The following is a 19,712-nucleotide window of genomic DNA, read 5'->3' on the forward strand; positions in this document are numbered from 1 at the left end:
TTTTCCAGCATCACAGATGGCCATGAGCACCACTGTCTACGGTTTGAAGAACTGCGATACCTGCAAGAAGGCGACCAAGTGGCTGGACCGCTTCGGCGTGCCGTACACCTTCGTCGACTACCGCGACAACAAACCCAGCCCGGAAATGCTGCTGGCGTGGGCCGCGCAGCTGGGTGGCCTGGCCGCGATGGTCAACAGGTCCTCCACCACCTGGCGGCAGCTGCCGGACAACCGCAAGGCCGCCGATTCCGAGGCCGAATGGAAGCTGCTGCTGCGCGAGTACCCGCAGCTGATCAAGCGCCCGCTGGTGGTCACGGCCGATGGCACGGTCAGCCAGGGCTTCAGCGACAACGGCTTCAAGGCCCGCTTCGGCGTGGGTGACGCATGAGCGCGGTGCTCGACCTGACCTGCGAGCTGATCGCGCGGCCCTCGGTGACGCCCGATGATGCCGGTTGCCAGGCGCTGCTGGCGGCACGCCTGAAGCAGGCCGGGTTCCAGTGCGATCACCTGCGGCTGGGTGAGGTCGACAACCTGTGGGCGACCCACGGCCAGGGCGCGCCGGTACTGGTGCTGCTGGGCCATACCGACGTGGTGCCGACGGGCCCGCGTGAGGCCTGGGCCAGCGACCCGTTCATGCCGCAGATCCGTGACGGCGTGCTGTACGGCCGTGGCACCGCCGACATGAAGGGCAGCGTGGCGGCGTTCGTGGTAGCCGCCGAGCAGTTCGTTGCCGCGCATCCTGATCATCCCGGCACGCTGGCGGTGCTGCTGACCAGCGACGAGGAAGGCGACGCCATCGATGGCGTGCGCCACGTCGCACGCCTGTTCGCCGAACGCGGCCAGCGCATCGACTGGTGCATCACCGGCGAGCCGTCCTCGACTGCGACGCTGGGTGACCTGCTGCGCGTGGGGCGTCGCGGCAGCCTGTCGGCCAAGCTGCGCGTGCAGGGCGTGCAGGGCCACGTGGCGTATCCGGAGAAGGCACGCAACCCGATCCACCAGGCGGCGCCGGCCCTGGCCGAGCTGAGTGCGCGGCGCTGGGATGACGGCTACGAAAGTTTCCCGCCGACCAGCCTGCAGGTCTCCAACATCCATGCCGGTACTGGTGCCAACAACGTGATTCCCGGCGAGCTCGAGGTGGATTTCAACATCCGCTACAACCCGCACTGGGACGCACCGAAGCTGGAAGCGGAGATCACCGCGCTGCTGGAACGGCATGGCCTGCAGTACACGCTGAAGTGGCACCGCAGCGGCGAGCCGTTCTACACCCCGGAGGGCACGCTGCGCGCCACCGCGCGTGCGGTGCTGGCCGAGCACATCGGCCGTGCACCGGAAGAAAGCACCGGCGGCGGCACCTCCGATGCCCGCTTCATCGCGCCCTTGGGCGCGCAGTGCATCGAAGTGGGGCCGGTCAACGCCAGCATCCACCAGGTGGACGAGAACGTGCGCGTGGCCGATCTGGAGGCATTGCCGGGGCTGTACCAGCGGCTGGTGGAGCGGCTGCTGGCGTGAACCTGCGACGCTGGGTGCCGACCGTTGGTCGGCACGCCTTTCGCCGGCATTGCTTTCCTGTAGGGCCGAGCCATGCTCGGCTGCTTCTGCAGGGAATGCCCAGCCGAGCATGGCTCGGCTCTACTCAGAAAAAATGAAGAATGGCGGCTTGATCGCTTTTTCCCAGTAGCTCGGCGCCGCCATGTAGAAGCGCTGCGCCTCGGCCCGGGCGAACCAGCGTGCGGCTGCGTCGGTGTCCTTCTCCACGCCCGGTGCACCGCGGCCCAGCAGCAGTCCGGCGAAGTACTGGCCGAACACATTGCCCTTCTCGCCGGCACGCTGGTACAGCTGCAGCGCACGTGCGGGATCGCGCGGCAGTCCCATGCCCTTTTCCAGCAGCGCGCCCAGGTCTACCTGCGCTTCGGCATCGCCACGCTCGGCGCGGCGCTGGATCTGCGCAACCAGTGGATGCACGGTGCCATCCTGTGCGGCCACCGCATCCGGTAGCCGTGACGATGAACTCGGGTAGCGCTCGTAGATCATTCCGCGCAGGTCCCAGCGCAGCGCCTGTTGCGCGTCGCCTCGCTGACGATAGGCCTTGGCGAGTTCGTAGAACGCATAGGGATTGCCGTGGTAGGCCGCCGCCAGGTAGGCGCGTTCTCCGCGTCGCCAGGACGCACGCAGCACCGGCGCCGGATTGATGTGGGGGCTGTCGGCATGCCGCAGCGTGCCGGAGATCCAGATCCTGCCCAGTGCTTCTTCCGCCTTGGTGTTGTGGAAGGTCCAGGGTGTGACCGCGGCGGCACGCTCGTAGTAGGCGATGGCGCGTGGATCGTTGAAGCGCTCGAAGGTTTGCGCAGTGTCAAAGGCACCTTCGAAGCTGCCGTCGGTGCCGCGTTGTTCCAGGCCCTGCAGCTGGGCCGGCGGCAGGGGCGACGGTGGGGGCAGGGTCTGGCAGGCGACCAGGCCCAGGCAGAGCAGGGCGGCCAGCGCCACGTTGCGTCCAGTGCGGTGTTGCATTTCCATTACACGTTTCACGGCGCGCCATTATGCGCGCCGGGGAGTGGTTGCCAACGCAACGGTTGCGCTGCGCCGGAAAGCGGGGTAGGGTCGATGCCATGTCGATCCGCCTGGCCACCGCCGTCAATAACAACAACCGCAATAATCTGCGCGCGAATAATCGTGCGCGGCCGATGCGGGACTGCGACCTGGGTAGATAGACAGCAACACACGCCCGGACACCAGAAAACCCGCATCAGCCGATGCGGGTTTTTTTGTGCCCGGGCGCAGCCTGCCCGGGCCTGGATGGCCGGTCGAACACCTTCCCACCCGTGAAATTCCCCAACAGGAGCTCCCCCATGTGTTCGATCTTCGGAATCTTCGGCCTGCAGGCCGGTGACGATCTTCCCACCCTGCGCCGCCACGCGCTGGAACTGTCGCAACGCCAGCGCCACCGTGGCCCGGACTGGAGCGGCGTGTACCTCGACGAAGGTGCGCTGCTGGTCCATGAACGGCTGGCCATCGTCGATCCGGCCGGTGGTTCGCAGCCGCTGCTGTCGGCCGATGGCCAGCTGGCGCTGGCGGTGAACGGCGAGATCTACAACCACCAGGCGTTGAAGGCGGCGCTGACCACCACCTACGACTTCCAGACCGGCTCGGACTGCGAGGTGATAAACGCGCTCTACCGCCAGGGCGGCGCGCCGACGCAGTGGCTGGAACAGCTCAACGGCATCTTCGCCTTCGCGCTGTGGGACCGTGACAGTGGACGCGTGCTGGTGGCGCGCGACCCGGTGGGCGTGGTGCCGCTGTACTGGGGCCACGATGCCCAGGGGCGCTTGCGCGTGGCCTCGGAAATGAAGGCGCTGGTCGATACCTGTGCCGATGTCGCGCAGTTCCCGCCGGGCCACTATTTCGACAGTGCCAGCGGTGAGCTGGTGCGCTACTACCAGCAACCGTGGCGCGACTACGCCGACGTGCAGGGCCGCCGGGCCGATCTGGCTGAACTGCGCCAGGCGTTCGAGCATGCGGTGGAGCGCCAGCTGATGAGCGATGTGCCTTATGGCGTGCTGCTGTCCGGTGGCCTGGACTCGTCGCTGGTGGCGGCGGTGGCCGCGCGCTATGCACGTCGTCGCATCGAGGATGGGGGACAGACCGAAGCCTGGTGGCCGCGCCTGCACTCGTTCGCGATCGGCTTGAAGGGCTCGCCCGATCTGGCCGCCGCAGCGATCGCCGCCGAAGCGCTGGGCACCGTGCATCACGGTTTCGAGTACACGTTCGAGGAAGGCCTCGATGCGCTGCCGGAGGTGATCCGCCACATCGAGACCTACGACGTCACCACCATCCGCGCATCGACGCCGATGTTCCTGCTGGCGCGGCGGATCAAGGCGATGGGCGTGAAAATGGTGCTCTCCGGCGAGGGCAGCGACGAGATCTTCGGTGGCTACCTGTACTTCCACAAGGCACCGGATGCGCGTCAATTCCACGACGAGCTGGTACGCAAGCTCGACGCCCTGCACAACTACGACTGCCTGCGCGCCAACAAGTCGATGATGGCCTGGGGCGTGGAGCCGCGCGTGCCGTTCCTCGACCGTGAGTTCCTCGATGTGGCGATGCGCTTCGATGCCGCGCACAAGATGGTCGGTGCCGGCTTTGGTGGCCGCCGCATCGAGAAGGCGGTGCTGCGCGAGGCGTTCGATGGCTACCTGCCGGACAGCATCCTGTGGCGGCAGAAGGAACAGTTCAGCGATGGCGTGGGCTATGGCTGGATCGATGGGCTGAAGGCACATGCCGAGGCGCAGGTGAGCGACCGTGTACTGGCGGCCGCCGACAAGCGCTTCCCGCACAACCCGCCGCAGACCAAGGAGGCGTACTACTACCGCCACCTGTTCGAGCAGTTCTTCCCGAGCCGGGCAGCGGCCGAGACCGTGCCGGGAGGCAAGTCGATCGCCTGTTCGTCGCCCGCGGCCATCGCCTGGGACGCCAGCTTCGCCGCGGCGGCGGATCCGTCGGGTCGCGCGATCGCCGGCGTGCACGAGCAGGCACTGGCCTGAGCACCCCAAAAAGGGGACGGAGGGGATTAAGTCGTTTGTGGCACAAACGACTTAATCCCCTCCGTCCCCTTTTTGTATGATCGCCCCCTGCGCATTGGGGAATGTTCATGGACGTACAGGCAGGCGGCAACGCGCCGCCCACGAAATGGGGATGGCGCTACCTGGCGTGGGCCGGGGTTCCGTTGCTGGCTGGCGTGCTGCTGGCGCGGTATGCCGGGCCGGCGGCGCCCGAGGCGGTTGCCCGTGCCTCCGTCGCCGCCGAAGGCGGCTGGGTGCAGCATCTGGCGTCTCCGCTGGGCCTGTTCCTGCTGCAGCTGCTGGTACTGCTGCTGGTGGCCAAGGGCGCGGGGGCGCTGCTCAAGCGCATGGGACAGCCGGCGGTGATCGGCGAAATGGCCGCTGGCCTGATGATGGGGCCGCTGGTGCTTGGCAGCCTGCTGCCGCAGCTGCATGGTGCGCTGTTCCCGGCCAGTTCGCTGGGCCCGCTGGGCATGCTCAGCCAGCTGGGCGTGCTGATGTTCCTGCTGGTGGCCGGTGCCGAACTGGACCTGGCGGCGCTGCGTGGCCGTCGGCGTTTCGCCTTTACCGTCAGCCATGCCGGCATTGCAGTGCCGTTCGTGCTCGGCGTCGCCTTGGCGATCTGGCTGTATCCGCAGCATGGCCCACAGGGTGTGGGCTTCACCGCATTCGCACTTTTCGTAGGCATCTCGATGAGCATCACGGCCTTCCCCGTGCTGCTGCGCATCCTGGCCGACCGCGGGATCACACAGACGCCGCTGGGGCAGACCGCGATCGCCTGCGCTGCCTTGGGCGATGCCACCGCGTGGTGCCTGCTGGCGCTGATCGTGGCTGCCGCCCAGGCCAGCGGCTGGTTGCCGGCCAGCCTCAACCTGGTGTGCGTGGTCGCGTTCGTGGCGCTGATGCTGGGGCTGGTGAAGCCGTGGTTCGCGCGCCGGCAGATTGCGCCGGGCCGTGAGGGGCGCTGGCTGCTCGGCATCCTGCTGCTGTCGCTGGGCAGTGCGCTGGTCACCGAGATGCTGGGCATCCACGCGCTGTTCGGCGCGTTCGCTGCGGGTGTCGCGGTATCGTCCAACGCGCAGCTGCGTGACCTGCTGATGGCCCGTGTCGAGCCGTTCGCGGTCACGCTGCTGCTGCCGTTGTTCTTCGCCATGACCGGGCTGCGCATGCGCGCCGATGCGCTGCAGGCCAGCGACATCGTGCTGTGCGTGGTGGTGATCGCGGTGGCCACGACGGGCAAGCTGCTGGGCACCTTCAGTGCCGCGCGCAGTGCCGGCATGCCCACGCGCGAAGCGTGGCGGCTGGGCGCGCTGATGAACACCCGCGGCCTGATGGAGCTGATCGTGCTCAACCTGGGGTATGAGCTGGGCCTGCTCGGTGACCGCCTGTTCGCGGTGCTGGTGATCATGGCGCTGGTGACCACGGCGATGACCGGGCCGCTGCTGAACCTGATCGAACGGCGCAGGGCCTGAACGTTGAACGGTAGTGCCGGCCGCTGGCCGGCAACCTGATGATGCTGGACACCCCTGCATGGATGCCGGCCAGCGGCCGGCACTACCGCGCTGGCACCAGTGTCATCACGTGCTGCGTCTTGCCCGGCAGGAACGGTGTCGGGCGCCCATGCACCCAGTCCTCGTGGCCGGCACCCCAGTACGGTGACAGCGGATGGCCGCTCTGGCCGCCGGGCATGTGCACGATGCCGTCGGCCTCGTGGCCGGGCGAGACCACCATGCGCTCGGAGGCGCCGAAGTTCGGCGTCTGCACGCGCGGCATGTCCCGGTCGCCGGGCAGGCGGTCGGCGGGCATGCACAGCCAGCGCTTGGCGATGTCCGGCAGCGCCCGTGCGATGGGGTGGCAGATCGCCGCGGTATTGCGTTCACCCCAGCTGCGCTTGGCCAGCGGCCCCTGCTTGGCCAGCTCACCCTCGGTACGGCGGGCGGCGTCGATCAGCAGCGCATCCCAGCTGTCGAAGGCCGGTGGCAGCAGGTTGGCCGGGCGCTGTTCCAGCATCGGCCAGGCCACGCCTTCCAGCTGTGCCAGGCGTGGGTCCAGGTAGGCATCGCCCAGCTGCGCGTTGGCCGGGGCCAGCAGTGCATCGGACAGCGTGGCCATGACCTGCGTGCGGAATTCACGCACCACCCGGTAGCTGACCGAACTGGCCGAGGCGCGCCCGCCCCATTGATGGCTGGCCTCCTTCAAACGCTTCAGCGCAGGGTCGCCACTGCGTTCGATGACGTCGTGCAGCAGAGCCCACCAGCGCTGCAGGAACACCGCGCGGTCGTCGAGCTGGATCGCCAGCAGGTCGTGCTCGTCGAAGCGCTCCTGGATTGCCAGCAGGTCGCGGATCTGCCGCGCCCGCGCACCCAGGTCATAGCCGCCGTTGCCGACGCTGGCGAGTGCCTCGCCGTCGAGTACGCGTCCATTGGCGGTCCACAGGCGATGGTTGGGGGGATCGATCAATGCCGGCGAGGCATCGCTGCGGATCGGCCACGGCGCGCAGCCCTGGTTGCTGGCGGCATTGAAGCCGGCCGGTGCACAGCCGGGGCCGCGGTCCGGGCGAGCGCCGATCAGGCGCCAGGCAATGCGCCCGCTGCGATCACCGACCACCAGGTTCTGTGCGGGGATGCCGGCACGGTCGGCGAAGTGCAGTGCACCGTCGAGGTCACCGGCGCGGGCCAGGTCAGCGAAATCCAGGCGTACGGCACCGGGCAGGTGTGCGACCCAGCGCAGGGCGTCGCCACTGCCATCAGCATGGGTATGCAGGATCGGCCCCCAGTCGGTTTCGCGCACCGCGAACAGCACGTCGGCCTGGCCGGCCACGGCGATGCGCTCTTCGTGCACGGTCACGGCGGCGTTGGCCGGTTCCGTGCGATAGTCCGCCGTGTCGATGTAGCTGTTGGTGAAGCCCCAGGCGACGTGCCCGTTGCTGCCGACGATCACCGCCGGCAGGCCCGGCAGGGAGAAGCCGGTGACATCGACCTGGCCGCCGGCGGCCTGCGGGTCAGGGTAGCGCAGGCGCACGCGGAACCACAGGCCGGGTGCACGCAGGCCCAGGTGCATGTCGTCGGCAACGATGGCGCGGCCGTCGGCGGTAAGCGCGCCGGCCACCGCGAAGTTGTTGCTGCCGATGACGTCGCCCTCTTCCTGCTCAGTGCCCGTTTTTCCCTTCAATGTGCGCAGGTCCAGCTGGCTGGCATCGGGCAGGGCGGCGTTGCCGGTGGGTTCGCCAAACAGCGGCGCATCCCATTCGGTGCCGTCGTGGGCGATCAGTGCGTACAGCGCCGGCGGCACCACTGCGCGGATGCGGCTGAGCGCAAGCTCGGTCTGGTTGCCGGGGTCCTGCAGGTCGGCATACATGGCCAGCCCGGTCAGCACGCTGTCGCTGGCCTGCCACGGTTGTGGTGATTGCCGCAGCAGCAGGTAGGCCCATGGGCGCACGGAGAGATCGGCCAGGCCTTCGTTGACGCCATCCACGTAGGCGCGCACGGCCGTGCCGTTGTCGCCCAGTGCGGCCTGCAGATTCGCCTCGGTGCGTGCACGCAGCCGATGCACGCGCATGCGCTTGTCGGCGTCGATGGCCTTCGGCCCGAACAGCGCCGACAGCTCGCCAGCGGCACTGCGGCGCATCAGGTCCATCTCGAAATAACGTTCCTGCGCGTGTACGCGGCCGAGCGCACGCATCGCGTCGGCCTGGCTGCCGGCAGTGATGGTGACCACGCCCAGCCCATCGCGCTCGATGGTGACCGGCTTGGCCAGCCCCGGCAGCGCATGCTCGCCGTCCAGGTCGGCCAGGCTGCCGCGCAGCAGCAGCCACAGCACCAGTGCGGTGACCAGCACGATGGCGATCAACACGCCCAGCACCCAACGCCATGTACGTCGCATCGCACGTCCTTTCCGAACTCGTGGGCCGATTGTAGCCGCAGGCGCAACTGCGACTGATTCCGATTAGATCACCGTATTTTGAAATGCGGCACCCTATGCCGCATCGATTCACAGGAGCCCCCCATGAAAGGCAACCCGGACGTCATCGCCTGCCTGAAGGAACTGCTGCGCGGCGAGCTTGCTGCGCGCGACCAGTACTTCATCCATTCCCGCCGCTACGAGGACCAGGGCCTGTTCGCGCTGTACGAACGCCTGAACCACGAGATGGAAGAGGAAACCCAGCATGCCGATGCGCTGCTGCGCCGGATCCTGTTCCTGGGTGGCGACCCGGACATGCGCCCGCATGCCACCGAGCCGGGCAAGACCGTGGAGGAGATGCTGCAGAAGGATCTCGATACTGAATACGCCGTTCGGAACAATCTCGCCGCCGGCATGAAGCTGTGCGAGGAGAAGGGCGATTACGTGAGCCGCGACATCCTGCTGGCGCAGCTGAAGGACACCGAGGAAGACCACGCCTGGTGGCTGGAGCAGCAGCTGGGCCTGATCAAGCGCATCGGCCTGGAGCTGTACCAGCTGAGCAAGATCGACGGCAGCGGCGCCCCGGCGCACTGAGCGGGCATCGTTTTTGTAGAGCCGAGCCAATGCTCGGCTGCCTTCTGGTAGAGCCGACCGCTGGTCGGCTGCTCTGCAGAAAGCAGCCGACCAGCGGTCGGCTCTACCAGGAGCCAAAAGCAGCCGACCAGCGGTCGGCTCCACCAGCAGCACAGCGTTCTGTCGCCCGCCAGCACCGGAGCACCGCCAGCCAGCCTTCGCCCGCCAGCCGCTCCACCGCCCGCCAGCCGACAACGAAAAAGCCGGGGAATGCCCCGGCTTTTTCGTGCCTGGGGTCAGAGCCCTTTCCCATGGAAAGGGATCCGACCCCCGTACCTCTTATTCCACCGACAGCCCTTCCACCTTCTGCCAGCCGCGCGGCAGCAGGTGGCCGCGGGTGGCGCGGGCGCCGAGGTAGGCGTCGAGCTCGTTGAACTTCAGGCCCATGGTGCGCTGGCCGCTGCGCACCTGCAGGGTCTGCCCCGGGCTGATCGCCACGATGGCGACCACGCGTTCAGTGGCGAGCTTGGCCTTCGGGATCTCGATGATCTTGTTGCCCTTGCCCTTGTCCAGTTCCGGCAGGTCGTTGGCGGCGATCGCCAGCAGGTTGCCGGAACTGGTCACCGCCACGATGCGGTCGGTGGCCACGTTGGCGACCATCGACGGGGTGAGCACCGACGAGCCGGACGACAGGTTCAGCATCGCCTTGCCGGCCTTGTTGCGACCGATCAGGTTCTCGAAGCGGGTGACGAAGCCGTAGCCGTGGCTGGAGGCCAGCACGAAGCGGGCATCCGGCTCGGCACTGGCCAGGGTCACGAAGCTGGTACCCGCTGCCGGCGAGAAGCGGCCGGTCAGCGGCTCACCGTTGCCACGCGCGGAGGGCAGGGTGTGCACCGGCGTCGAGTAGGCGCGGCCCTCGCTGTCGAGGAACGCGACCTGCTGGGTGCTGCGCGCACGCACTGCGCCCTGCAGGGCGTCGCCATCGCGGTAGGACAGGGCGGACGCATCGACGTCGTGGCCCTTGGCCGCTCGGATCCAGCCCTTCTCCGACAGCACCACGGTCATCGGCTCGCTCGGCACCAGCTCGGTCTCGTCGATGGCCTGCGCGGCCTGGCGCTGCACCAGCGGCGAGCGGCGTGCGTCGCCGAACTTCCTGGCGTCGGCGGTCAGTTCGTCGCGGATCAGCTTCTTCAGCTTGGCCTTGCTGTCGAGGATGCCGAGGATCTTCTCGCGCTCCTTGGCCAGCTCGTCCTGCTCGCCACGGATCTTCATCTCTTCCAGGCGGGCCAGCTGCTTCAGCTTGGTTTCCAGGATGTACTCGGCCTGTTCCTCGGACAGGCCGAAGCGCGCGATCAGCGCGGCCTTCGGTTCGTCCTCGGTACGGATGATGTGGATCACCTCGTCCAGGTTGAGGAAGGCGACCAGCAGGCCTTCCAGCAGGTGCAGGCGGCGCTCGACCTTCTGCAGGCGGTGCTGCAGGCGGCGGGTGACGGTGTTGCTGCGGAAGGTCAGCCATTCGCTGAGCAGCATCTTCAGGTTCTTCACCTGCGGACGGCCGTCCAGCCCGATCACGTTGAGGTTGACGCGGTAGCTGCGCTCCAGGTCCGTGGTCGCGAACAGGTGGCCCATCAGCTGGTCGGCGTCGACGCGGTTGGAACGTGGCACCAGCACCACGCGCACCGGGTTGGCGTGGTCGGATTCATCGCGGATGTCTTCCAGCCACGGCAGCTTCTTGGCGCGCATCTGCGCGGCGATCTGCTCGATCACCTTCGACGGCGACACCTGGAACGGCAGCGCCGTCACCACGATGTTGTTGGCCTCCTTGGTGAAGGTCGCACGTGCACGCACGCTGCCGTTGCCGGTCTCGTAGATGTTCCGCAGGTCGTTGGCCGATGTGATGATCTCGGCGCTGGACGGATAGTCCGGGCCCTGCACGTGCTCGCACAGGTCGCGCACGCTGGCATCGGGGTGGTCCAGCAGGTGCAACAGTGCGCTGACGATCTCGTTGAGATTGTGCGGCGGCACGTCGGTGGCCATGCCCACGGCGATGCCGGTGGTGCCGTTGAGCAGCAGGTGCGGCAGCCGTGCCGGCATCCAGGTCGGCTCCTGCAGGGTGCCGTCGAAGTTCGGTGCCCAGTCGGTGGTGCCCTGGCCCAGTTCGCCCAGCAGCACTTCGGCGATCGGGGTCAGCTTGGATTCGGTGTAACGCATCGCCGCGAACGACTTCGGGTCGTCGCTGGAGCCGAAGTTGCCCTGGCCCTCGATCAGCGGATAGCGGTACGAGAACGGCTGTGCCATCAGCACCAGGGCCTCGTAGCACGCGCTGTCGCCGTGCGGGTGGTACTTACCGATGACGTCACCGACGGTGCGCGCGGACTTCTTCGGTTTGGACGCGGCATTCAGGCCCAGCTCGCTCATCGAATAGATGATGCGGCGCTGCACCGGCTTCAGGCCGTCGCCGATGAACGGCAGGGCGCGGTCCAGGACCACATACATCGAGTAGTCGAGGTAGGCGCGTTCGGCGTACTCGCGCAGCGGCAGTTGTTCGAATCCGTGGAACACGGGGCGGGCAAGTTCGGTCATGCGGCGTTGTTACCTGTTGTCGGGAGGCGGCGACGGCGGTCGCCGCTCGCAATCCTGTGATTATCCGGATGCGGCGGGGGATGCCAAGCCGCGCGCAGGGTCCAGCCCGGTTTCCAGGCCGTGCCCGGCCCGTGCCAGGTAGCGACCGGGCGGCAGCCCGAAGTGGCGGCGGAACACGGTAACGAACGCGCTGGCGCTGCTGAAGCCCAGCGCGTGGGCGATGTCGGCCACGCTGCGGCCGTCGGTCAGCTGGCGCAGGGCCTCTGACAGGCGCGCCTGCTGCCGCCACTGGGCGAAGCTGAGCGTGGTCTCGTCGCGGAAGTGACGGGTCAGGCTGCGCGGTGACAGACCGGCCCAATGCGCCCATTCGGCCAGGCTGCGTTCGTCGGAGGGGTCGGCCAGCAACTGCGAGGCGATCTTCAGCAGGCGCCGGTCGTGCGGCATCGGCAGGTGCATGCGCTGCCGCGGCGCGGTGCGGATCTCGTCCAGCAGCACGTCGATGATGTGCTGGCGCTCGGGCGTGGTGTCATGGCCGAGCGGCCATTCGCAGATGCGGTCGGCCAGCGCCTGCGCCAGCTTGGACAGGCCCAGCACGCAGGGGTCGGCGGGCAGGGTGGCGCAGGCCGGTGCAGCCAGTGCCATGCCCCAGCCGCGCAACGGGCCGTCGAGGGTGACGGTGTGCGGTTCCAGCGGCGGCATCCAGCCGGCCGAGCCCGGCGCCAGCGACCACGTGCCATGCGAGGTGCGGGTGGTCAGCAGGCCGCGTTCGACGCAGATCAACTGGGCACGCTGGTGGTGGTGCCAGTCGACCTCGCGGGCCAGGCCCTGCTGGCTGTCGAAGCGGAAGGCGATGACCGGCGGGCCGTCGTTGCGCTCGAACCAGTCCAGTGCCTCATCTCTGAGTAGGCGTTTGGGAACCTGAATTTCTGCCTTGTTCATCATGTCCGCTGGCTGAAATGTGACATCCATTGGCTGGATTGTACTACCGGGCCACCTGACCAGATCATTAAGGTAGGCGCCTTCACTGATCGAGCCCGCTGCTGCAACACAGCATTCGATGCCAGATCGAATATTTCCATTGAGAAATATTTTTTTTGGAAGAGAATGCTCCCCCATGATCTGTCCTGCAACCACTCCCCCCAGCTTCGGCCTGCTGCTGCGCCAGGTGCGCGACGGCCTGGTGCGCCAACTCGACGCGTCCATGGCGGAAGAAGATCTGGGAATCGGCTTCACCCATTACATCGGGTTGAAGGTGCTTTCCCACATGGCGCCCTGCACCGCCAACGAACTGGCCCAGGCCATCGACCAGGTGCCCAGCGCGGTCACCCGCCTGCTGGACAAGCTGGAGGCGCTGGGCTGCGTCCGCCGCGAGGCGCATGCGCAGGACCGGCGGGCACTGCAGATCGTGCTGACCGACGAAGGCCGTGCGTTGTGGGCGCGGCTGAAGCTGCGCGGCGACGCGGTGATGGATTACGCGCTGCGTGATCTTTCCGCCGACGAGCGCACGCTGCTGCTGTCCCTCCTTACCCGAATCCGCGATTCACTGACGACCCCATGAACCCGATCCCGCATTCCACTCTCCGCCGGTCCGGGCGCGCGCTGCTGGTGTCAGCGCTGGCGCTGGCCCTGGCCGCCTGCGCCAGCAGTCGTGGCCTCAACCCGCAGGGCCACGTGCTTGACGTGGACAGCCTGCACAGCGAACGCACCCTGGCTGACACCGACCTGAGCGCCGCCGGCTTCCCGGCGCAGGACTGGTGGAAGGCACTGGGCGATGCGCAGCTGGACGCACTGGTCGCCGAAGGCCTGGCCGGTCATCCGAGCCTGGACGCCGCCGACGCGCGCCTGCGCCAGGCCCAGGCCCAGGTCGGTACCGCGCGCGCCGACGAGCTGCCCAGCCTGTCGGTGTCCGGCGGCTACACCGGCCTGCGCCTGCCCGAGTCGATGGTCGGCAGCGAGATGGGCGGCCGCTATGGCGGCAGCAGCCAGGTCGCCTTCGATTTCAGCTACGGCGTGGACCTGTGGGGCGGCAAGCGCGCTGCCTGGGAAGCCGCCGTGGATGGCGCGCATGCCGCCACCGTTGAAGCCCAGGCCGCACGCCTGAACCTGTCCACCGGCATTGCCCAGGCCTATGCCGACCTGGCCTACGCGTGGCAGCTCAACGACGTGGCCGAGGAAGAACTGACCCGCTCGCAGAAATCGCTGCAGCTGACCCGCCAGCGCCGCAGCGCCGGCATCGACAGCGATCTGCAGGTGCGCCAGGCCGAGGCCCGCGTGCCGGCCGCGCAGCAGCAGGTGCTGGCCGCGCAGCAGCGCATCGACGCCGCCCGCACCGCGCTGGCTGCACTGGTCGGCAAGGGGCCGGACCGTGGCCTGTCGATCCAGCGCCCGCAGCCGTTGAACCCGATGGCACTGCAGCTGCCGGGCGTACTGCCCAGCGAACTGCTCGGCCGTCGCCCCGACATCGTGGCTGCGCGCTGGCGCGTGGAAGCGGCCGACAAGCAGATCAAGGTCGCCAAGACCAAGTTCTACCCGAGCTTCAACCTGACCGCGCTGGCCGGCGTGGTCGCCCCGAACGTGGGTGACCTGCTGAAGAGCAGCTCGACCTTCGCCTACATCGGCCCGGCGTTGAGCCTGCCGATCTTCGAAGGCGGCAAGCTGCGCGCCAACCTGGCCAACACCGACGCGCAGTACGACCTGGCGGTGGCCAACTACAACCAGGCCGTGCTCGATGCACTGCGCGACGTCGCCGACCAGGTCAACGCGGTGCGCTCGCTGGCGCAGCAGGCGCACGCGCAGCAGCAGGCAGTGGACACCGCACGCTCGGCCTTCGACCTGGCCCAGCAGCGCTACCGCGCCGGCATCGGCAGCTACCTGGACGTGCTGACCGCGCAGTCCACCCTGCTGCAGTCGCAGCAGCAGCTGGCCGGCCTGCAGTCGCAGCAGGTGCAGACCTCGGTGCGCCTGAGCAAGGCGCTGGGCGGTGGTTTCCAGCCCGCCGACACCGACCGCGCACCGATCGCCTCCCATTCCGATTCCTCGCATTCCTGAAGACGCCCGCCATGAGCCAGACCCAAGACACCGCGGCCCCGGCCGCCCCCAACCGCCGCGGCAACCTGCTGCGCGGCCTGTTCGTGATCGTCGTGCTGCTGCTTGCCGCCCTGGCGCTGTGGTACTTCATGTTCGGCCGTTGGTTCGAAGAGACCGACGATGCCTACGTGCAGGGCAACCAGGTGCAGATCACCCCGCTGGTGGCCGGTACCGTGGTCGCCATCAATGCCGATGACGGCATGCGCGTGGAGCGCGGCCAGCTGCTGGTGCAGCTGGACCCGTCCGACACTTCGGTGGCGCTGCAGCAGGCCGAAGCCAACCTGGCCAAGACCGTGCGCCAGACCCGTGGCCTGTACCGCAGCGTGGAAGGCGCGCAGGCGGACCTGAACGCCCGCCAGGTGACCCTGAAGCGCGTGCGCGAGGACTTCGCCCGCCGCAAGGATCTGGCCGCCACTGGCGCCATTTCCAACGAAGAACTGGCCCACGCCCGCGACGAGCTGGCTGCGGCCGAAGCGGCCGTTGCCGGTTCGCGCGAGACCGTCGAGCGCAACCGCGCGCTGGTCGACGACACCGTGATCGCCACCCAGCCGGACGTGCAGGCCGCCGCCGCGCAGCTGCGCCAGGCCTTCCTCAACAACGCCCGCGCCGGCATCGTCGCGCCGGTCACCGGCTACGTTGCCCGTCGTTCGGTGCAGGTGGGCCAGCGCGTGCAGCCGGGCAATGCCCTGATGGCCGTGGTGCCGACCGAGCAGATGTGGGTCGAGGCCAACTTCAAGGAAACCCAGCTGCGCCATATGCGCCTGGGCCAGGAAGTGGAGCTGAAGTCGGACCTGTATGCCGGTGACGTGAAGTACAAGGGCCGCATCCAGAGCCTGGGCCTGGGTACCGGCTCGGCGTTCTCGCTGTTGCCGGCGCAGAACGCCAGCGGCAACTGGATCAAGATCGTGCAGCGCGTGCCGGTGCGCATCGCCATCGATGCCAAGCAGCTGGCCGAACACCCGCTGCGCATCGGCCTGTCGATGAAGGCCGAAGTGAGCCTGCGCGACCAGAAGGGTGAAGTACTGCCGAGCACCCCGGCCAAGGGCACCGTGTTCGACACCGACGTATATGCCAAGCAGCTGCATGATGCCGATGAGGTGATCCACACGATCATCCAGGGCAACCTGCCGCAGCAACAGGCAAAGGTGGGCTGAGGTCGCCATGTCCGCACAAGCTCCAGCCGCACCCGGCGCTCCGGGTGCACCGGCGGCGCCGGGTGCGGCCTCCGGGTTCCTGCCACCCAGCGTCGCCCTGTGCACCGTGGGCCTGGCGATGGCGTCGTTCATGCAGGTGCTCGACACCACCATCGCCAACGTTTCACTGCCGACCATCGCCGGTAATCTCGGCGCCAGCTCGCAGCAGGCGACCTGGGTCATCACTTCGTTCGCGGTCAGCACGGCCATCGCGCTGCCGCTGACCGGCTGGCTCAGCCGTCGCTTCGGCGAGCGCAAGCTGTTCGTCTGGGCCACGCTGGCCTTCGTCATCACCTCGCTGCTGTGCGGCCTGGCGCAGAGCATGGGCATGCTGGTGCTGTCGCGTGCGCTGCAGGGTTTCGTGGCCGGCCCGATGTACCCGATCACGCAGTCGCTGCTGGTCTCGATCTATCCGCGCGAGAAACGCGGACAGGCATTGGCGCTGCTGGCGATGATCACGGTGGTGGCGCCCATCTGCGGTCCGATCCTCGGTGGTTGGATCACCGACAACTACAGCTGGGAATGGATCTTCCTGATCAACGTGCCACTGGGCATCTTCGCCGCGCTGGTGGTGGGCAACCAGCTGAAGGGACGCCCGGAGCAGATCGAGAAGCCGAAGATGGACTACGTCGGCCTGGTCACCCTGGTGATCGGTGTCGGTGCCCTGCAGCTGGTGCTCGACCTGGGCAACGACGAGGACTGGTTCTCGTCGATGAAGATCGTGGTGCTGGCCTGCGTGGCGGTGGTGACGCTGACGGTGTTCCTGATCTGGGAGCTGACCGACAAGGATCCGATCGTCGACCTGAAGCTGTTCCGGCACCGCAACTTCCGCGCCGGTACGCTGGCGATGGTGGTGGCCTACGCGGCGTTCTTCAGCGTGGCGCTGCTGATCCCGCAGTGGCTGCAGCGTGACATGGGCTACACCGCGATCTGGGCAGGCCTGGCGACCGCGCCGATCGGCATCCTGCCGGTGATCATGACGCCATTCGTCGGCAAGTACGCATCGCGCTTCGACATGCGCATGCTGGCCACGGTGGCCTTCATCGTGCTGTCGATGACCAGCTTCCTGCGTTCGAACTTCAACCTGCAGGTGGACTACATGCACGTGGCCGGCGTGCAGCTGATCATGGGCATCGGCGTCGCGCTGTTCTTCATGCCGGTGCTGCAGATCCTGCTGTCGGACCTGGATGGGCGCGAGATCGCGGCGGGCTCCGGCCTGGCCACGTTCCTGCGTACGCTGGGTGGTAGCTTCGCGGCGTCACTGACGACGTGGCTGTGGGCGCGGCGTACCCAGGTGCACCATGCCGACCTGACCGAGCACATCTCGGCCTATCAGCCCGGCATGCAGGACCAGGTGACGGCGATGGGGCAGGGCGACCTGCAACACGGTGCAGCGGTACTGAACAACATGATCAACCACCAAGCATCGCAGATGGGCTTCAACGACATCTTCTTCCTGCTGGGCTGGATCTTCCTGGCGATCATCACGTTCCTGTGGCTGGCCAAGCCGCCGTTCGGCGCGGGTGCAGGTGCTGCCGCCGGTGGCGGGCACTGACCGTTCATTGCTGTTGAAACGCAGAAACCCCGCCGCAAGGCGGGGTTTTTCTTTTGGTGGATCCACGCCTCGCATGGGTGGATCTCGGGGCGTGAATTCCCAGACCCCGGAAACGAAAAAACCCGCTTTCGCGGGTTTGATCATCTTGAGTCGTGGTGCCCAGGAGAGGACTCGAACCTCCACGGTTTTACCCGCTAGTACCTGAAACTAGTGCGTCTACCAATTCCGCCACCTGGGCGACTCAGGAGATGAATTATGGGGAGCGACAGAAGATGTGTCAACAACATTTCACACTTTTTTCTGGGGCTGCACGCCCAGGTGATGCAGCAGGCTGCGCATCGCCGATGACAGTCGTGTCCACTCGGCAAAGCACGCGCACAGGCGTCGTTGCGCCCACGCATCGGCGAGCGGTACGGCGACGGTGTGCGTGCTGCGCCGATGCTGGCGCGCGATGGTCCGCGGCGCGATGCCGACGCCGATGCCGTGGCCGACCATGATGCACACGCCTTCGAAGGTCTTCATGCGGATGCGTACATCCAGGCGGCGCCCGATGTCGCGCGCCTGGGCCTCGATGTAGGTCTGCAGTGCATTGCCGTCGGCCAGGGCAACGAAGGTCTCTCCGGCAGCCTCGGCAAAAGCCAGGCTGCGCCGGGTCGCGAAGCGGTGGTCGGCCGGCAGCAGCATCACCAGGGGATCTTCGGCGACCACATGCTGCTGCAGGCCGGCAGCGTCGACCGCATCGCTGATGATGCCGGCTTCGGCCTGGCCGGCACTGATCGCGCGTACGACTTCGGGGCTGGTGCGCTCCAGCAGTTCGACATGCAGGCGTGGGCGTTCGGCCAGCCACGGCGCGAGCCGCGAGGGCAGGTAGTTGGTCAGCGCGGCGGTGTTGGCATACAGGTGCAGGGTGCCGCGCGCACCCTGCGCGAACGCCTGTAGTTCGCCACGCAGCTGTGCCTGCTGCTGCAGGATCAGGCGTGCGTGGTGGGCGAGGGCGGCGCCGGCCTCGGTCAGGCTGACGCCGCGTGGGTGCCGGTGCAACAGCGCGGTGCCGGCATCGGCTTCGATCGTGCGCAGGCGCTCGCTGGCTGAACCCAATGCCAGGTTTGCCTGTGCCGCGCCGGCGGTGATGCTGCCGGCTTCGGCGATTGCCAGGAACAGGCGCAGGTCGGCGATGTCCATCCGCATGTCGTGCCTCATTGCTGATCCGGCGCCTTCGGGTCAGCCGAAGGCTGGGCCGGGAAGACCGCATTGTGCGCCTGGCGAGGGCCCGGTCCAATGAAGCCATGCATGAATCGACATACTTCTATTTGCTGCTGGTGGTGGTGTTCGTGCTGGCCGGCGTGGTCAAGGGCGTGACAGGGATGGGGTTGCCGACGGTGGCGATGGGCCTGCTGGGCAGCACCCTGTCACCGGTGGCGGCGGCGTCGATGCTGTTCATTCCAACCTTCGTCACCAATGCGTGGCAACTGCTGTCCGGGCCGTCGCTGGGCCACATCGTGCGGCGTTTGTGGCCGATGATGCTTGCCGTGGTGGTGGTGACGCTGGGTTCGGCCGCACTGCTGGTGCGGGTCGATCGCACCTGGTCGCGCGTTGCGCTGGGCGTGGCATTGGTGGTCTATGCCGCCTATGCGTTGCTCGCGCCGGTGTTCCGCGTGCCGCAGCGGCGCGAGCGCTGGCTGGGGCCGCTGGTGGGTGCGCTGTCCGGCGTGGTGACGGGGGCGACGGGTGTGTTCGTGATGCCGGCGGTGCCGTACCTGCAGTCGCTGGGATTGCAGCGCGAGGAGCTGGTGCAGGCGCTCGGGCTGGCGTTCACCGTGTCGACGATTTCGCTGACCACCGGTCTGGTGCTGCACGGTGCGTTCGGCATCCAGCAGCTGGGGCTGAGTGCGCTGGCGGTGCTGCCGGCGCTGCTGGGCATGTGGCTGGGCCAGGTGATCCGGCAGCGCATCAGTGCCCGCGTGTTCCGCGCCTGCTTCCTGGGGTTCCTGCTGCTGCTCGGGCTGGAACTGGTGCTGCGGCCGTTGTTCTGATGCCGGATCCGGGGCATGAAAAAACCCGCTTTCGCGGGTTTTTCTCATTCTCGACGTGGTGCCCAGGAGAGGACTCGAACCTCCACGGTTTTACCCGCTAGTACCTGAAACTAGTGCGTCTACCAATTCCGCCACCTGGGCGTCGAGGAGCGAGATTATGGGGTGCCGTGACGGGGGTGTCAACACTTTTTGCTGATCCCAGGTCGGTTGCCGTTGCGCATGCGAAACG

Annotated in this window: 15 protein-coding genes and 2 tRNA genes; 10 read left to right on the plus strand and 7 right to left on the minus strand. The window is 67.6% G+C overall.

Annotated features, from left to right (window positions below):
- Positions 1 to 16: 16 nt before the first annotated feature.
- Positions 17 to 388, plus strand: coding sequence for a Spx/MgsR family RNA polymerase-binding regulatory protein (locus tag AC5P7F_RS08965; RefSeq protein WP_197602840.1), 372 nt, complete (start codon positions 17 to 19; stop codon positions 386 to 388).
- Positions 385 to 1,512 (plus strand): succinyl-diaminopimelate desuccinylase, encoded by a 1,128-nt coding sequence (gene dapE, locus AC5P7F_RS08970; RefSeq protein WP_069117346.1) that lies wholly within the window; start codon positions 385 to 387, stop codon positions 1,510 to 1,512. The genes AC5P7F_RS08965 and dapE overlap by 4 nt, the downstream gene beginning before the upstream one ends.
- 120 nt (positions 1,513 to 1,632) lie before the next feature.
- Here dapE and AC5P7F_RS08975 read toward each other — a convergent pair whose 3' ends face one another.
- Entirely contained in the window at positions 1,633 to 2,511 is an 879-nt protein-coding gene (locus tag AC5P7F_RS08975; RefSeq protein WP_164076955.1) for an SEL1-like repeat protein, read from the minus strand.
- 338 nt (positions 2,512 to 2,849) lie between these two features.
- On the opposite strand from AC5P7F_RS08975, the gene asnB reads away from it, so the two are divergent.
- Both asnB and AC5P7F_RS08985 read left to right on the plus strand, forming a co-directional pair.
- Entirely contained in the window at positions 2,850 to 4,541 is a 1,692-nt protein-coding gene (gene asnB / locus AC5P7F_RS08980) for an asparagine synthase B (RefSeq protein ID WP_164076954.1), read from the plus strand.
- A gap of 101 nt (positions 4,542 to 4,642) precedes the next feature.
- The gene (locus AC5P7F_RS08985) at positions 4,643 to 6,031 is read left to right on the plus strand and encodes a cation:proton antiporter domain-containing protein (protein ID WP_014646517.1); all 1,389 of its coding nucleotides are present in this window, start codon (positions 4,643 to 4,645) and stop codon (positions 6,029 to 6,031) included.
- A gap of 82 nt (positions 6,032 to 6,113) precedes the next feature.
- On the opposite strand, the gene AC5P7F_RS08990 is transcribed toward AC5P7F_RS08985, so the two are convergent.
- On the minus strand, positions 6,114 to 8,441 hold the full coding sequence (locus AC5P7F_RS08990; protein WP_164076953.1) for a penicillin acylase family protein: 2,328 nt from the start codon (positions 8,439 to 8,441) through the stop codon (positions 6,114 to 6,116).
- A 123-nt stretch (positions 8,442 to 8,564) separates the two neighbouring features.
- Between AC5P7F_RS08990 and bfr the strand changes: the two genes are divergently transcribed.
- On the plus strand, positions 8,565 to 9,053 hold the full coding sequence (gene bfr / locus AC5P7F_RS08995; protein WP_005415872.1) for a bacterioferritin: 489 nt from the start codon (positions 8,565 to 8,567) through the stop codon (positions 9,051 to 9,053).
- Positions 9,054 to 9,371: 318 nt separating this feature from the next.
- On the opposite strand, the gene parC is transcribed toward bfr, so the two are convergent.
- Both parC and AC5P7F_RS09005 read right to left on the minus strand, forming a co-directional pair.
- Positions 9,372 to 11,615, minus strand: a complete 2,244-nt coding sequence (parC, locus tag AC5P7F_RS09000; RefSeq protein ID WP_164076952.1) for a DNA topoisomerase IV subunit A — start codon at positions 11,613 to 11,615, stop codon at positions 9,372 to 9,374.
- A 60-nt stretch (positions 11,616 to 11,675) separates the two neighbouring features.
- Entirely contained in the window at positions 11,676 to 12,557 is an 882-nt protein-coding gene (locus AC5P7F_RS09005; protein ID WP_046429737.1) for a helix-turn-helix domain-containing protein, read from the minus strand.
- 172 nt (positions 12,558 to 12,729) lie between these two features.
- Here AC5P7F_RS09005 and emrR point away from each other — a divergent pair, with 172 nt between their 5' ends.
- From emrR to emrB, 4 genes are read left to right on the plus strand one after another with little or no spacing between them, the layout of a single operon-like run.
- A complete protein-coding gene (emrR, locus tag AC5P7F_RS09010; protein ID WP_014646521.1) occupies positions 12,730 to 13,173 on the plus strand; it encodes a multidrug efflux system transcriptional regulator EmrR in 444 nt (147 codons plus the stop codon).
- Entirely contained in the window at positions 13,170 to 14,663 is a 1,494-nt protein-coding gene (gene emrC / locus AC5P7F_RS09015; RefSeq protein WP_046429738.1) for a multidrug efflux transporter outer membrane subunit EmrC, read from the plus strand. Before emrR ends, emrC begins: the two co-directional genes overlap by 4 nt.
- Before the next feature lie 11 nt (positions 14,664 to 14,674).
- On the plus strand, positions 14,675 to 15,856 hold the full coding sequence (gene emrA / locus AC5P7F_RS09020; protein ID WP_032956867.1) for a multidrug efflux MFS transporter periplasmic adaptor subunit EmrA: 1,182 nt from the start codon (positions 14,675 to 14,677) through the stop codon (positions 15,854 to 15,856).
- Positions 15,857 to 15,863: 7 nt separating this feature from the next.
- Positions 15,864 to 17,450, plus strand: a complete 1,587-nt coding sequence (gene emrB / locus AC5P7F_RS09025; RefSeq protein ID WP_005408769.1) for a multidrug efflux MFS transporter permease subunit EmrB — start codon at positions 15,864 to 15,866, stop codon at positions 17,448 to 17,450.
- Positions 17,451 to 17,603: 153 nt separating this feature from the next.
- On the opposite strand, the gene AC5P7F_RS09030 is transcribed toward emrB, so the two are convergent.
- Positions 17,604 to 17,688, minus strand: a tRNA-Leu gene (locus AC5P7F_RS09030).
- Between the two features lie 50 nt (positions 17,689 to 17,738).
- Complete coding sequence (locus AC5P7F_RS09035; protein ID WP_164076973.1) at positions 17,739 to 18,638, minus strand: LysR family transcriptional regulator; 900 nt, start codon at positions 18,636 to 18,638, stop codon at positions 17,739 to 17,741.
- Between the two features lie 98 nt (positions 18,639 to 18,736).
- Here AC5P7F_RS09035 and AC5P7F_RS09040 point away from each other — a divergent pair, with 98 nt between their 5' ends.
- Entirely contained in the window at positions 18,737 to 19,483 is a 747-nt protein-coding gene (locus AC5P7F_RS09040) for a sulfite exporter TauE/SafE family protein (protein ID WP_014646526.1), read from the plus strand.
- A gap of 56 nt (positions 19,484 to 19,539) precedes the next feature.
- Here the strand turns inward: AC5P7F_RS09040 and AC5P7F_RS09045 are convergent.
- Positions 19,540 to 19,624 (minus strand) — tRNA-Leu (locus AC5P7F_RS09045).
- Between the last annotated feature and the right edge of the window lie 88 nt (positions 19,625 to 19,712).

This window comes from Stenotrophomonas sp. YJH_SMC_105-26 (assembly GCF_059368915.1).

Coding starts and splice junctions, on each gene's coding strand:
- AC5P7F_RS08965 (WP_197602840.1), top strand. CDS start 17: ATGGCCATGAGCACCACTGTCTACGGTTTGAAGAACTGCGATACCTGC.
- dapE (WP_069117346.1), top strand. CDS start 385: ATGAGCGCGGTGCTCGACCTGACCTGCGAGCTGATCGCGCGGCCCTCG.
- AC5P7F_RS08975 (WP_164076955.1), bottom strand. CDS start 2,511: ATGCAACACCGCACTGGACGCAACGTGGCGCTGGCCGCCCTGCTCTGC.
- asnB (WP_164076954.1), top strand. CDS start 2,850: ATGTGTTCGATCTTCGGAATCTTCGGCCTGCAGGCCGGTGACGATCTT.
- AC5P7F_RS08985 (WP_014646517.1), top strand. CDS start 4,643: ATGTTCATGGACGTACAGGCAGGCGGCAACGCGCCGCCCACGAAATGG.
- AC5P7F_RS08990 (WP_164076953.1), bottom strand. CDS start 8,441: ATGCGACGTACATGGCGTTGGGTGCTGGGCGTGTTGATCGCCATCGTG.
- bfr (WP_005415872.1), top strand. CDS start 8,565: ATGAAAGGCAACCCGGACGTCATCGCCTGCCTGAAGGAACTGCTGCGC.
- parC (WP_164076952.1), bottom strand. CDS start 11,615: ATGACCGAACTTGCCCGCCCCGTGTTCCACGGATTCGAACAACTGCCG.
- AC5P7F_RS09005 (WP_046429737.1), bottom strand. CDS start 12,557: ATGATGAACAAGGCAGAAATTCAGGTTCCCAAACGCCTACTCAGAGAT.
- emrR (WP_014646521.1), top strand. CDS start 12,730: ATGATCTGTCCTGCAACCACTCCCCCCAGCTTCGGCCTGCTGCTGCGC.
- emrC (WP_046429738.1), top strand. CDS start 13,170: ATGAACCCGATCCCGCATTCCACTCTCCGCCGGTCCGGGCGCGCGCTG.
- emrA (WP_032956867.1), top strand. CDS start 14,675: ATGAGCCAGACCCAAGACACCGCGGCCCCGGCCGCCCCCAACCGCCGC.
- emrB (WP_005408769.1), top strand. CDS start 15,864: ATGTCCGCACAAGCTCCAGCCGCACCCGGCGCTCCGGGTGCACCGGCG.
- AC5P7F_RS09035 (WP_164076973.1), bottom strand. CDS start 18,638: ATGCGGATGGACATCGCCGACCTGCGCCTGTTCCTGGCAATCGCCGAA.
- AC5P7F_RS09040 (WP_014646526.1), top strand. CDS start 18,737: ATGCATGAATCGACATACTTCTATTTGCTGCTGGTGGTGGTGTTCGTG.